This is a genomic window from Cellulomonas endophytica (assembly GCF_004123805.1).
Taxonomy (GTDB): domain Bacteria; phylum Actinomycetota; class Actinomycetes; order Actinomycetales; family Cellulomonadaceae; genus Cellulomonas; species Cellulomonas endophytica.
Window position 1 is genome coordinate 1 of the sequence record NZ_RWJX01000084.1, and the last position, 13,251, is coordinate 13,251.

Consider the following 13,251-nt stretch of genomic DNA (forward strand, 5'->3'; position numbering starts at 1 on the left):
GCGGGGTCAGGCCCGCCGGCGGCGCACCGCGGCGACCATGGCGGCGCCCGCGGCCAGCAGCCCGGCGGCGAGCACGACCGGCCCGACGGCGGACGAGCCGGTCGCGGCCAGGTGGCGCACCGTCCGGCCGGGCACGCGGCCCGGCGTCACGGTGCCGGGGTCCGCGGCACCCGCGCCGGGGACCGGGTCGACGGCCGTGAGGGGCGGCGTGACGACGTACCCGATGGTCACGCGGGCACGGTCGGTGGCCCCGGCCGCGTCCGTGAGGACGTACTCGACCGGCGTGGGGTCGCCCGTGAAGCCGGGCTCGGGCGTGAACGTCACGGTGCCCGCGGCGCCGTCGGCGGTCCAGGTGCCCTCGCCGGGCACCACGACGGTGTCGGACGGCGTCCCCGTGGCCGGGTCGACGATCTGCACGTCCCCGCCCTCGAGATCGCCGGCGTCGTTGTCGACGACGGGCACCGTCACGGTGCTGCCGGGCACGTTGCCGGTGCTGCTGTCGTCCTCGGCGACGGGGAGGTACGTGACGGTGACCGTGGCGGAGACCACCCCGGCGTCCGTGGAGGTCACGACGTAGTCGACCGGCGTCGGGTTGCCCTCGAAGGCGGCCTCCGGCGTGAAGGTGACCGTGCCGTCGTCGCCGGCCGTCCAGACGCCCTCGCCCGGCACCGTGAGGGTGTCGACACGGTCGCCCGTCACGGGGTCGACGAGCGCGAGGGTCGCCGGGTCGAGCGTGCCGGTGTCGTTGTCGAGCACCGGGAGGGTGACGGGCGTGCCGATGACGTTGCCGAGGCTCTCGTCGTCGACGGCGTCCGCGTCGGCGGCGGCCTCGAGGTAGGTGACGGTGACCGTCGCCTCGGCGAACAGCCCCTCGTCGTCGGCCACGCGGTAGTCCACCGGGGTCGGGTCGCCGCGGAAGCCGCTCTCCGGGGTGAACGTCACCTCGCCGGTGGCGGGGTCGACGGTCCAGGTGCCCTCGCCGGGCACGACGAGCTCGGTGACCGGCACGCCGGTCCCGGGCGTGAGGAGCTGCACGGTCGTCGGGTCGACGCCTGCGCCGTCGTTCGCGACGACGTCGAGCGTCACCGGCGAGCCGGGCACGTTGTCGAGGTCCTCGTCGTCCTCCGCGACGGGGGCGTCGGGCGCCGGGGTGCCGACGACCGGGGTCGTCGTCGTGGCGGTGTCGTCGTCGTCGCCGTCCGTGCGGTCGGTGACCGTCACCGTGTTGACGACCTCGCCGGGTGCCGTGGCGGGCTGGGTGTAGGTGACGGTCAGCGTCTCGCCCACGTCCAGGCCGCGGGTGCCGGACGGCGTGCCGCCGAGCGGCGCGAAGGGCCGCGAGCAGACCAGGGTCGCGGGCAGCGGTGCGCCGACGGCGGCGTCGCACGTGAGGGGGTCGCGCGCCAGCGTCGTGCTGCTGCCGCCGCTGACCGCGACGCCGGTGAGGGTCGCCGTGCCGGCGCCGAGGGTGTCGGCGAGGTCGACCACGTCGCCGCGGGTCATCGCGTCGGGGCCCTGGTTCGTCACGGTGACGGTCCAGGCGAGCGTGTCGCCGACGAGGGCGCTCGGCGCCGCGGCGGTCTTCGTCACCGCGAGGTCGTAGGCGCAGGGCAGCCACTCCAGGTCCACGGAGCCGTCCGCGCCCGGGCCCGGGTCGGTCCGCCGCTGCCCGGCCGTGGACGCCACGTCGGTGGGCGCCGTGGTGGTGCCGCCGAGGGCCACCGCCGGGGCGACGAAGGACGAGCCGCCGCCGCCACCGCCCCCGGTGATGCCGCGCAGGTCGCGGTACCCGTCGTAGATCGTCGTCGAGGCGCCGCCACCGCCGCCGAACAGGCCAGCACCGCCACCGCCGCCCGCGTCGGGGTTGGCGTCCGAGGCACCGGCACCGCCGGTGCGCCCGCCACCGGGCGACCCGGCACGGGCCGCGTCCCGGTCGTTCGTGCCGCCGGCGCCGCCGGCCGTCGCGCCACCGCCGCCACCACCGGTGACGGTGGTGCCCGGCGCGTCCTGGCCGTCGGCCCCCGCCTGCCCGGGGGTCGCCCCCGGGGCGGTCGGCAGGCCGGCGTCGCCGCCGCGTCCGGGCGTCCCGGCCGAGTGCCACCCGCCGCCGCCCCCGCCGCCGCCGGCGAGGACCGCCAGGTCGGGGCCGAGGGTGAGGGACGAGAGGCCACCGCCGCCGGCGCCGTGGTGCGTGACGCCGGTGCTGTTCACCTGGCTGAGCCCGCCCGTGCCGCCGCCGCCGAGGCCGCCGGCCCCGGGCACGGACCCCGGTCGCTCCCCGGAGGGCGAGCCGCCACCGCCGCCGACCGTCCCGGTCACGGGCGTGCCGGGGAGCACCGCGAACGTCGCCGAGACGGAGGCACCGGCGCCGTTGCCGCCCTCCGCCGCCCGGACGACCGCGCCGCCGGCCGCACCGAGGACCGTGGCCCGGACGGAGCAGACGCCGTCCGGCACCGTGGCGGAGAAGGTGCCCGGCGTCGCCCACGTCGTCGTGCCCGGCACCGGCGCCGGGGCGGCGACGGCGGCGGGCGCCGTCAGGGGGGCGCCCAGGGCCGCGACGGCGACCGCGGCGAAGGCGGCGCCCCGCCGCCGGGGCCGGCGTCCGCGGTCGGCGGGGGCTGTCGGTGGGGGGTTCTGCGTGCGGGTGGAGACCACGGGGGACGACCTCGTCCTCGGCGTCCGACGGCACGGGGCCGGGCGGACGGAGCGGTAGCGCGATGGTGCACCAGCGCCGCCGGGTCGGCGGCACGCCTTCGGAGCATGCCGAAGGCGGGCACTCCGGGCAAACGGCCACGCGCACGCGGACGCCGACGCGGCGGCGCCGCTCCCCCACGACTCCCCGTGTCCGCCCGCCACCCGCCGCCCGCCGCCCGTCCCCGGGGCCTCGCCACCGCCCACGGGCAGCCCGCGACCGCCGCCGGACGGGGAGCCTCCGCCGATCGACGAAGGACCGGCCCCGTCCGGCCGATGGTCCCGGTGTGACCCCCGTCGTCCGCGCGCCGCGCCGGGGCCGCGCCCCGCGGGCGCCGGCCCCGCGGCGCGCACCCCGGGGGACGACCGCGACGGCCCGCGCGCCGGAGGCCGGGGAGGACCGCCCCTGCGGGGCCTCACCCGTGGGCCGGACCGCGAGCCGCTCGTCACCGACGCCCCCGATCGGCGATGCTGTGCCCGTGACCGGCGGACGGAGGGCCGACGCGCGTCGGCCCCTGCCCGCGGCCGCCGCGTGAACGGGCCTGCGGTGCCGGGGTCCCCCACCCCGGGGCTGCCCGTCCCGGTCCCCGAGTTCGGGCCCTTCGACCCGTTGTCGGACGACGCGCACGAGGCCTACATCGTCGGCGACTGCGCGGCCGCCGTGCGGATGGCCCGGACGTTCCGTCGCGTGACGGAGCCGGCGGGCGACGTCGTCACGACGCGGTACCTGTACTTCACGGAGATCGCCGCCCTCACGGAGCTCGGCCGGCCGCTCGAGGCCCTGGGCGTGGCCGCGGACCTCGTCGCCACGCTCGACGACGACGAGCCCGTGTGGCGCGCGAAGACGCTGGCGCGGATGGCCGAGGCGCACCTGCGCCTGAACCAGCCGGCCGACGCGGTGGCGGCCCTCGCGGAGGCGCACTGGCTCCTGCCGTCGATCCCGGCGGGCTCCTACGGCCGCCTCTCGGCGAGCATGGCGGTGGCGTTCGCGCTGCGCACCGCGGAGCTGCTCGAGCGGGCCGACGAGGTGCTGGCCGGCGTCGACGCCCGGGGCGACCGTCTGGTCGAGGCGCTCGTCGCGCGCGAGGCGACGATGCTCAGCGCCTACTGGGGTGCCGTCCTGCGGATCATCGACCGGCACGAGGAGTCGCGCGCGCACCTGCGCCGCACGCAGGAGCGGGCGCTGCGCTACCGCACGTGCGCCCACGCGGCCGGCCGGCCGGAGATGGTCGCGCAGGCCGAGGTCCTGGAGGCGTACGCGCTCCTGCACCTCGACGAGCCGGCCCTCGCGGCGGCCCGGGCGCGGCACGCGCGCACGTGGATGGAGGCGCGGCCGGAGCTCGCGGAGACGGACGTCCTGCAGTACGTCCTCGGCGTCACGGCGGGCCTCGAGGGCCGGCACGAGGAGGCGCAGGCGCACCTCACGACGATGGTCGCCGACGCCGAGCGCTTCGGCCGCCCCCTGTGGCCCTCCCTGGGCCGGGCCGCGCTGGCCGACCTCGACCGCCAGCAGCACGGCGAGAGCGCCGGCGCGCGGCTGTGGGCGGAGGTCGCCCGGGCGGCGCTGCGCACCCACTGGGCCGAGCGCGAGAGCCGCTTCGCCTACCTGCGGGACCAGGGCCACATCCGCGACCTGCGGGCGCTCACGGAGAGCTTCGGCCAGACCATCCTCGAGGACCCCCTCACCGGCCTGGGCAACCGGCGCATGCTGGCGCACGCGGTGCAGGCCGGTGAGCACGAGAGCGTCGTGTTCGTCGACCTCGACGACTTCAAGGCCGTCAACGACCTGCACTCCCACGCGGTGGGCGACGCCGTCCTGCGGGCCGTGGCCGAGATCCTGCGCCACGAGTCGCGCTCGGGCGACCTCCTCCTGCGGTACGGGGGCGACGAGTTCCTCGTGCTGCCCGCGGGCGGCCCCGACGCCGCCGCCGCGGTCGCCCGGCGCATCCACGCCGCGGTCCTCGAGCACCCGTGGTCGGAGCTGGCCGCGGGGCTGAGCGTGACGGTGTCCATCGGCATCGGGCACGGCGAGCAGGCCGACGACCTCCTCCACTCCGCCGACACCGCGCTGCTGCGCGCGAAGCGCGCCGGCCGCAACCGGGTGGTCGAGGCCGCCTCCTGACGGGCGCCGGGTGCGGCACACTGCGGGCGTGCCCCGGACGCCCCTGACCCCCGCCGCCCGCGAGCTCCTCGCCCGCCCGAACCCGGCCGTCATGGCCACCCTCGCCGCGGACGGCCGCCCCGTCAGCGTCGCCACCTGGTACCTGCTCGAGGACGACGACCGCGTGCTGCTCAACCTCGACGGCACGCGGGCGCGCCTGGAGCACCTGCGCCGCGACCCCCGCGTCTCGCTCACCGTGCTCGCCGGCGACGACTGGTACACGCACGTGAGCGTGCAGGGCCGGGTGACCGTGCCCGTCCCCGACGAGGGGCTCGTCGACATCGACCGGCTCTCCACGCACTACACCGGCAGCCCCTACCCGGTCCGGGACAGCCCCCGGTTCAGCGCGCACCTCGTCGTGGAGCGCTGGCACGGCTGGGGCGCGACGAAGGCCTGACCGCCGCCGGGCGCGCCGCGCCGCGCGCGCGCCGCCCCGTCTACCGCGCCGTGACCTCCCACCGGCCGGCGACGAGGTCGAGCAGCCGCGGCAGGAGCACGTCCCCCGCGACGCGGAGGCCGTCGTGCAGGTGCTCGTTCGTCACCCAGACCTGCGCCGCCCCGAGGCGGTCGGCCGTGCCCAGCGCGAGGTCGAGGTCGACGTACGGGTCGTCGACGTACTGCACGGCGGCCACCGGCACCTCGTTCGCGGCCAGGCGCGCGTGGTCGTAGAGCTCGGGCCACCTCTCGCGCGCCGCGAGCCGCTCCGCCGCCGCGCGGAAGGGGCGCAGGGCGCGGATCTCCTCGAACATCCAGGGGAAGACCGCCTCGCCGGTGAGCGCGAGCGGCCGGGCGCCGGGTGCCAGGTCGGGGTGCCGGTCGCGCTCGGCCTGGGCCGCCCAGCCCGGGGCGCGGTGCCCGGCGTGGTAGATCGCCTCCTGCAGGACCGCGTAGAGCGGGTTCGCGACGAACCCCGTGGCGGCGCCGACCGCTGCGAGGAACGCCTCCGACGGCAGCCCGTCCGCGTCCGGGTCGGCGCCCTCGAGCAGCCAGTGCAGGCCGTCGGCGCCGGTGCTCATGCCCAGGGACATGCCGAGGGTGCCGAGCCGGCGGGGTGTCAGCACGTCGCCGTCGGGCAGGAGCACGTCGCCCGCGGCCAGCCGGTCGGCGAGGGCGTCGAGCACCGCCCGGTCGCCGGGGTGGCGGCGGTGGAAGGCGCGCACGCGCGACGCCTGCCGGGGGAAGGTCGCCGCGTAGACGTCCTCGGCCGTCGCGGTGGTGCCGGGCAGCCCGCCCGTCACGAGGCAGGCGGTGAGCGCCTCGGGGTGGCGGGAGAGGTACGTGAGGGTGACGAACCCGCCGTAGGACTGGCCGAGCGTGGTCCACCGGCGGCCGCCGTAGACCGCGTGCCGGAGCATCTCCGCGTCCTCGACGACGGCGTCGGCGCGGTGCAGGGCGAGGGACGCCGCGAAGGCGTCGGGGTCGGCGGACCGGGCCGCCGTGCGACCGTCGATGCGCCCCGACCGCCCGGTCCCCCGCTGGTCGAGCAGCACGACCCGGTGCGTGCGCAGCGCGGTCGTCCACCAGCCGCCGCCGAGGGGCCGCGGGGAGGCGCCGCCCGGGCCGCCCTGGAGGAAGAGCAGCAGGGGGAGGTCCTCGCCGTCCCGGGCGGGGTCGACGAGCTCCCGGGCGAAGACCTCCGTGGTGCCGGACCCGTCCGGGTCGGCGTGGTCGAGCGGCACCGCGAGGCGGTGCTCGCGGACCCGGACGGGCGGCAGGGAGACGGTGCCCGGGCCGGCCGTACCGGTGGGGCCGCTGGGGCCGGTGGGGCCGTGCCCGGGGGCGGCGGAGTGCGGGGTCACGGGCGCGGAGGGCACCCGGTCGACGCTACCGCCGGCCCGCCCGGGCCGGTGGTGGCGTCGACCGTCCCGGCCCGGCCGGCGCCGGAGGTCACTGCCCGGGCAGGACCACCACGGTGGCGCCGACGGCGGTGCGGTCGCCCGCCGGGGGGATGGTGCCGCGGACGGGCTGGGTGAGCTGCGCGTCGGTGAGGGGCGACGGCGCGAGGCCGGCGGCCTCGAGGGCGGCGACGGCCTCCTCGCCCGTGAGCCCGGCGACGTCGGGGACCTCGACGAAGCCCTCGGCGGAGGACGACGGCGCGGCGGACGACGCGGCGGCGGTCGGGGTGGACGACGCGGCGGAGCCGGCGTCGGAGGAGGAGCAGCCGACCAGCACGGTGGTGAGGGCGGCGGCGCCGAGGACGGCGAGGACGGAACGCACGAGGGGGTCTCCCGTTAACAGGTCTGAAACACGAGCACCAGGACGTTACCTCGGGTCACGATCCGTCCCCACCGCGGGCGGCGTGACGCCCGCCACGCGGGGCGTCCCGAGCACCCCCGGCCGCCGCTAGGGTCGCCGGGACGGGGCCCGCGGCCCCGCGCCGGACGCGGGCCCGCCGCGCCGGCCGACCGTCCGGAGGTGCCGCGTGCCGCGCCCGGAGGGACGTCCCACCAGCGCCGACGTCGCGCGGGCCAGCGGCGTCTCCCGCACCACGGTCTCCTACGTGCTCAACGGCACCCCCGGCACGACGATCTCCCCCGCCACCCGCCGGCGCGTGCTCGACGCGGCCGAGCGCCTGGGCTACGCCCCCTCGGCGGCGGCACGGGCGCTGCGCCGTGGGCGCAGCGACCTCGTCCTCGTCGTGCTGCCGGACTGGCCGCTGGGACCGGTGCTCGACGAGCTCCTCGACCGCCTCGCCGGCGAGCTGGCCGCCCGGGACCTGCAGGTGCTGGTGCACCACGGGCGCGGGCGGCGCCGCCTCGCCGACCTCTGGCGCGAGGTCGCGCCGCGCACGGTCGTCGGGCTGACGGCCTTCGCGGCCGACGAGGTGCGGGACATGCGGCGGGCGGGGATCGAGGTCGTGGGGGCGCGGCTCGACGAGGACCGGCACGACCCGACCGCGTACGCCGTGCCCCAGCAGCGCATCGGGGCCATGCAGGTGGAGCACCTCGTCGCGCGGGGGCGGCGGCGGGTCGCCTGGGCGGGCTCGACGGACCCCCGCGTCGCCGACTTCGCGACCCGACGCCTCGAGGGCGTGGCGGCCGCGTGCGCGGCCGCGGGGCTGCCGGAGCCCCTCGTCGCCGCGCTCGACCTCGAGGTCGCGTCCGGGGCGGCGGCGGCGCGGGCCTGGCGCGCGGCGGGGGTGGACGCGGTGGCCGCCTACAACGACGAGGTGGCCCTCGCCGCGCTCGCCGGGCTGCGGGCCGAGGGCCTCGACGTGCCGGGCGACGTGGCGGTGGTGGGCGTCGACGACGTGCCCGCGGCGCGTCTCGTCGGGCCCGGTCTGACGACGGTGCACCAGTCGGTCGAGGCGCAGGCCGCGCACCTCGTCGCCGCGACCCTGCACGCGCTCGACGGGGCCGGCCTGCCCCCGGCGCCGGAGGAGGTCCTGCACCTCGTCGTGCGCGGGACGACCTGACCCGGCGGCACGGCACGGCACGGCACGCCACGGCTCGGACGGCAGGGCACGGACGGCACGGACGGCACGGACGGCACGGCGCGGGCGCGCCCCGAGGGGTGCGCCCGCGCCTGCGGTCGACGGCCGGTCCGCGGTCGTCGACCGGTGCCGTCAGGGAGCCGGGTAGGCCACGACGAACCGCGGGGCGCCCGTGGTGGTCGCGTCCGAGGGCTCCCCGATCCCGTTGACGACGTGCCGGATCGTGCCCGCCCCGAGGTGGACGGTCATGATGTGCCGCAGCCGGACGCCGGGGGTGTCGGGCACGGAGAAGCCCTCCTCCGTGACGATCGACGGGTCGTTCTGGTTGAACACGTACACCCCTCCGCCGTGGAGCACGTGCTCGCGCACGTCGGGGGCGACGGTGTACCCCGGCCAGCCGAGGGTGCCGTCCGGCTGCTGCCAGTCGGCCTGGGTCGGCGGGTCGTAGGGCAGCTCGTTCTGGAACAGCACGACCTCGCCGCGCTCGCCCTCCCACACCAGGTTCTGGCGCTGGAAGTGCTCGACGAACAGCCCCGTCGCGGTGACGTCGTCGCCCGTGACGACGACGCCCGTGCGCCCGGTGTTCGTGCGCCAGCGGTCCGTGTCGCCGTTGACGCCGGCCGTGAACCCCTCGACGCCGTGGTCGGCGCGCCAGACCCACGTGTGGTCGACGAGCACGTCGTCGGCGTCGATCCGCAGCGCGGTGCCCACCCGCCCGACGTGGGGCCCGCCGACGCGGAAGTAGACGTCCGAGAGCGTGATGGGGCCGAGCGCGGCGTCGCGGCCGGCGTGGCCGTGGCCCTGCCCGGGCCGGCGCGTGCCGACCTGGAGCAGCACGGGCGACTCCTGCTCTCCCGCGTCGATCGTCACGCCGGCGACGACGACGCCGGGCACGTCCGCCACCGTCAGGGGCACGGAGCCACGGACGGCCGTGAGCGTGGCGTGGCCGAGCCCGAGGACGACCGTGCCCGCGCGGCGCACCGCGATCGAGCGGTCCACGTCGTAGACCCCGGGCGTGAGGAGCAGGTGCTTCCCGCTGCTCAGCGCGGCGTTGATGCGGGCGACGGCGTCGCCGGGACGGACGACCGCGAAGTCCCCGAGCGGGACGGTGCGGCCGGGGGTGGGGCCGTCGGCCCACGTCGTCCCCCGCGTGTCGCGGCGGGCCTCCGGCACGCGCACCGCCCAGCGGCTGCGCCCGTCGACGAACAGGTACGGCTTCTCGCGGCTCACCGGCGTGGTGTCGAGCGTCGTGTAGGGCGGGTCGGGGAAGGCGCTGTCGTCCGGCGCACCCTCGACCCCGGAGAACACCTGGTTCCACACGCCGTTCGACCAGCTCCCCACGGTGCTGTCGCGCGTCAGCCACTGCTGCTGGGAGCCGTTGACGACGGTGCCGAACCGCGAGTCGGCGATGAAGCCGCCGGAGGCGTACTGGGGGCCGGCCGTGCAGTAGTCCATGAGCGAGAAGGGCACCGAGCCCTGCACGTCGAGGCGCCGGACGGACACCGCCTGCGACACGGCCCAGAAGTTGGCGGACGCGCGGCAGCCGTCCTGGCCCGCCCCGTCGATGCGCAGCGTGAGGTTGGACAGCGTGCGCCAGAAGGTGTTGAGGGCGATGCAGTTGGACGTGCCCCCGTCGCCGAGGCACCGGTTGTACGACTCGATCTTGCCGTGGACGACGACGTCCGACGGCGAGGCCCCCAGGCCGGCCACCTCCGTGTAGTAGCCGACGCGGATCTGCAGCGGGTCCGCCGGCGACCCGTACTGCCCGGGCATGAGCAGGATGCTGTGGCGGGCGGTGCCCATCTCGGCGTCGACCTGCGCGTCCGCGATGGCGTTGACGCGCGCCTCGATCTCCGCGGTCGGCATGGAGGGGTCGAGGACGAGCACGCCCGGGCCGAGGTCGGGGCGGGCGGCGGGGCCGCCGGGCGAGCCGGGCGAGCCGGGTGAGCGGGGTGAGCCGGGTGGGCCGGCCGCCGCCGGGCCGGCGGCGAGGGCGCCTGCGACGACGAGGGTCAGGGCGGCGGCCGCCGCCGTGGCGACGGACCTGCGAGGGGACGGGCGCCCGGGGCGCCGGGGTCGGGTGGGGAGCATGCGATCCGGCCTCTCCATCGAGGGGGACGAGGGTGACTCGTGTCACCGCACGCAGGCCAGCCTAGGAGCGGCGGGACGGGTGTCAAGGCGTCGCCGGCCGGGGCGCGCGTCACCCGCACGACCTGCCCGTTCACCCGTCCGGTGCCTCGTGCCCGTGCCGTCGTCGCCGATGGGAGGCGTGACCCACCCGTCGGTCGGCCCGCGGCAGCTCGTCGTGCGGCCCGCCCTCCGCGAGCCGTCCGGACCCCACGGGTCCCGCCGACCGCGCTGCCGACCCGGCCCCACGACCGGCGTCGCAGGGGCGGGTCCGGCGCCGCACCGGCGTGCGCCGCCCGCACCGCCGCCCCGCCCGCCCGGTCCCCCGTCCGTCCCGGCCCCTCCGAGGAGACATGGTCAGCCAGCGACGCCCCACGACGGCCCCTGCGGCCGCGGCGCCGCCCGTGCGCGGGCGGGGGACGTCGTGAGCGCGCCCGGAGGGCTCGTCCTGGACCGCCTGTCGCTGTCGTCCGCGTCCTGGTGGGCCACCGTCGGCGTCGGGATCCCCCTCCTCGGGGTGGCCCTCGTCCGCGACGGCGTCGACCTGCTCGGCCTCGGCGGCCCGCTCGTCATGATCGCGTGCCTGCTCCTCGTGCTCGAGGTCTTCCCCGTCGTCGTCAGCGGTCGCCTGGACCCGCAGGGCGTCGTGGTGTCGACCGCCTTCACCTTCGCCCTGCTGTTCCTGTGGGGGCTGTGGCCGGCACTGGTGGTGCAGAGCCTGGCGACCGTCGCCTCCGAGCTGCGCAAGCGCAAGCCCCTGCGCAAGCTCCTCTTCAACGTCGCGCAGTACAACGTGTCGTTCGCGGCGGCGTGGGTCGTCGTCCGGCTCGCCGGGCACGCCCCGACCGTGACGGGCGAGGCCGCGGCCCTCGGCCCCGGGGACGCGTGGTGGGTCGTGCTGGCCTGGGTCGTCTACTTCTGGGTGAACAACGCCCTCGTGTCGGCGGTCCTGTCCGGCGAGGAGTCCTTCGTCGGGCTGCTGCTGGAGGACCTCCTCTACTACGTCGGCACCACCTTCCCCGTGCTGGCGCTCTCGCCCGTGGTCGTCGTCGTGGCCGTGCACGCCTGGCCGACGCTGCCGCTGCTCGTCGTGCCGCTGACCCTGATGTACGTCACCGCGGGGATGGTGGCGCGCGCCGAGCACCTCGCGACCCACGACACCCTCACCGGGCTGGCCAACCGCGCCCGCTTCCACACCGTCCTGCGCGACGCCCTGGCCGCCGGCGACCGCACCGGTGCGCCGTGCGCCCTCCTGCTCATCGACCTCGACCGCTTCAAGGAGGTCAACGACCGGTGGGGCCACGCGGCCGGCGACGCGCTGCTCGTGGCCTTCGCCGGGCGCCTCCGCCTGGCGTGCCGCGAGGAGGACCTGCCCGTGCGCCTCGGCGGCGACGAGTTCGCCGTCGTCCTGCCCGGTGCCGACGCCGACGGCGGCCGGGCCGTCGCCGGGCGGCTGCTCGCGCTGCTGGCCGAGCCCGTCGTGGTGGGCGGGGACGTGCCCGAGCTGCACGTCCACGCGTCCGTCGGCGTCGCCGCCCGGCCCGAGCACGCCGACGACGAGGACGCGCTCCTGCGGCTCGCCGACCTGGCCATGTACGTGGCGAAGAAGGCCGGCACCGACGTCGAGGTCTACAGCGGCGCCGCCGAGCGGTACGCCGGGGAGTCCAAGCACGCTCCTCTCTGAGGGGCGGTCGCGACCTCGGTCGCGGTCGTGGCGGTCGACGTCGCGGCGGTCGACGTCGCGGGTCGCGGTTGCCGTCGCCCTCGTGGCGGTCGAGGTTGGCCGCACGATCCGCTTCGCCGAGCCGCCCACAGCCCGCCATTCTGTCGCCATTCCCCTTGCGTCACCCGTTCGGTTGGGGATATCCGACCAACATTCCTGCGATGGCCCCTCCACCCCTAGAATCGTGCACATGTTCGAAGCGGACGGGGCGGCGGCAGCGGCGGAGAAGGCCTCGCCGCTGCCCGGCGCCCCGTCCGACCGCCCTGATCAGCGCCAGTTCTCGACGAGCAGCGCCGCCCCCGCCGCCCCCGCGGGACTGCCTGGAGAAGCTCCCGTCACGGAGGATCCCGCCTGTCAGAACGCCGCGGCGGTGGGCCACGAGACCCTCCGTGTCGACATCGCGGAGAAAGCAATAGCGCCATTCCCGTCAGCGGGCGCGTCGTCGTCGACGGAACCGATTTCCGGCGATGCCGCTGCGGCGGCGGCTCTCGCCTCGACCGCTCCCGCTGCTGGCGCTGGCGCTGCCGCTGCCGCTGCCGCTGCCGCTGCCGCTGCCGCTGACACCGTCGTCGCCGAGGTCGCGGCGGCGTCGGTGTGCGTGCAGGAGGCGTTGGCGGCGCTGAGCCGGCTCGACAGGGTCGTGCGGTCGCCGGAGAGCTGGTCGGGGGTGCAGCGCACGTCGTTGTTGGCCGGGGTGGAGCGGGTGCGGGCCACCCTGGTGGGTCCGACCTCGCGGGTGCTGCTGGCGCACCGGGACAGCCCCGGACCCCGTCGTCCGGGTCAGGGGTCGGCCACGGCGGTGGTGGCGGCGGTGACGCGGGTGGACGAGCTCGAGGTCAGGAAGCAGCTGTCCCAGGGGGAAGCCCTGGCCGAGATGCCCTCGGTCGCCCGCGACGTGACCGACGGTCTGATGCCGATCGGGCACCTGACGGTGCTCGCGCAGGTGCGTGACCGGGCCTCGGCGCCGGTGCGGCAGTGGCTGGCGTCGCCGGCCGGGCAGGACACCGTCACGGCGCTGGCGCGCCTGCACGACGTCCGCGCGTTCCGCCGGGCGCTGCTGGAGCGGGTCGCGGCGATCGACCCGCCCGCGCTGGAGGCCGACCACCAGGGGCAACG

The 13,251-nt window shown here is 77.6% G+C and carries 8 protein-coding genes and 1 pseudogene; 5 read left to right on the forward strand and 4 right to left on the reverse strand.

Going from position 1 to position 13,251, the window contains the following annotated elements; all coding sequences use genetic code 11:
• Positions 1 to 6: 6 nt before the first annotated feature.
• On the reverse strand, positions 7 to 2,655 hold the full coding sequence (locus tag EJA20_RS16135) for an Ig-like domain-containing protein (protein WP_129339568.1): 2,649 nt from the start codon (positions 2,653 to 2,655) through the stop codon (positions 7 to 9).
• A 583-nt stretch (positions 2,656 to 3,238) separates the two neighbouring features.
• On the opposite strand from EJA20_RS16135, the gene EJA20_RS16140 reads away from it, so the two are divergent.
• Positions 3,239 to 4,813, forward strand: a complete 1,575-nt coding sequence (locus EJA20_RS16140; protein WP_129339569.1) for a GGDEF domain-containing protein — start codon at positions 3,239 to 3,241, stop codon at positions 4,811 to 4,813.
• A gap of 28 nt (positions 4,814 to 4,841) precedes the next feature.
• Positions 4,842 to 5,249: a PPOX class F420-dependent oxidoreductase gene (locus tag EJA20_RS16145; protein ID WP_129339570.1), complete on the forward strand. Its 408-nt coding sequence runs from the start codon at positions 4,842 to 4,844 to the stop codon at positions 5,247 to 5,249.
• Between the two features lie 40 nt (positions 5,250 to 5,289).
• On the opposite strand, the gene EJA20_RS16150 is transcribed toward EJA20_RS16145, so the two are convergent.
• Positions 5,290 to 6,666 carry an alpha/beta fold hydrolase gene (locus EJA20_RS16150; protein WP_420836443.1) on the reverse strand — a complete coding sequence of 459 codons (1,377 nt, stop codon included), beginning with the start codon at positions 6,664 to 6,666 and terminating at the stop codon, positions 5,290 to 5,292.
• A gap of 73 nt (positions 6,667 to 6,739) precedes the next feature.
• Positions 6,740 to 7,069 (reverse strand): PASTA domain-containing protein, encoded by a 330-nt coding sequence (locus tag EJA20_RS16155; RefSeq protein ID WP_129339571.1) that lies wholly within the window; start codon positions 7,067 to 7,069, stop codon positions 6,740 to 6,742.
• Positions 7,070 to 7,274: 205 nt separating this feature from the next.
• On the opposite strand from EJA20_RS16155, the gene EJA20_RS16160 reads away from it, so the two are divergent.
• Positions 7,275 to 8,267, forward strand: a complete 993-nt coding sequence (locus EJA20_RS16160) for a LacI family DNA-binding transcriptional regulator (RefSeq protein WP_129339572.1) — start codon at positions 7,275 to 7,277, stop codon at positions 8,265 to 8,267.
• 150 nt (positions 8,268 to 8,417) lie between these two features.
• Here the strand turns inward: EJA20_RS16160 and EJA20_RS16165 are convergent, their stop codons facing one another.
• A complete protein-coding gene (locus EJA20_RS16165) occupies positions 8,418 to 10,376 on the reverse strand; it encodes an adenylyl cyclase (RefSeq protein ID WP_240675579.1) in 1,959 nt (652 codons plus the stop codon).
• Between the two features lie 460 nt (positions 10,377 to 10,836).
• Between EJA20_RS16165 and EJA20_RS16170 the strand changes: the two genes are divergently transcribed.
• Together EJA20_RS16170 and EJA20_RS18840 are read left to right on the forward strand one after the other, a co-directional pair.
• On the forward strand, positions 10,837 to 12,096 hold the full coding sequence (locus EJA20_RS16170; protein WP_164984029.1) for a GGDEF domain-containing protein: 1,260 nt from the start codon (positions 10,837 to 10,839) through the stop codon (positions 12,094 to 12,096).
• A gap of 229 nt (positions 12,097 to 12,325) precedes the next feature.
• Positions 12,326 to 13,251: pseudogene (locus EJA20_RS18840) on the forward strand (hypothetical protein); the annotation flags it as partial.

Bases quoted from the DNA above. Each gene is read 5' to 3' on its own strand.
- EJA20_RS16165 (WP_240675579.1), bottom strand. From the start codon at position 10,376: ATGCTCCCCACCCGACCCCGGCGCCCCGGGCGCCCGTCCCCTCGCAGG.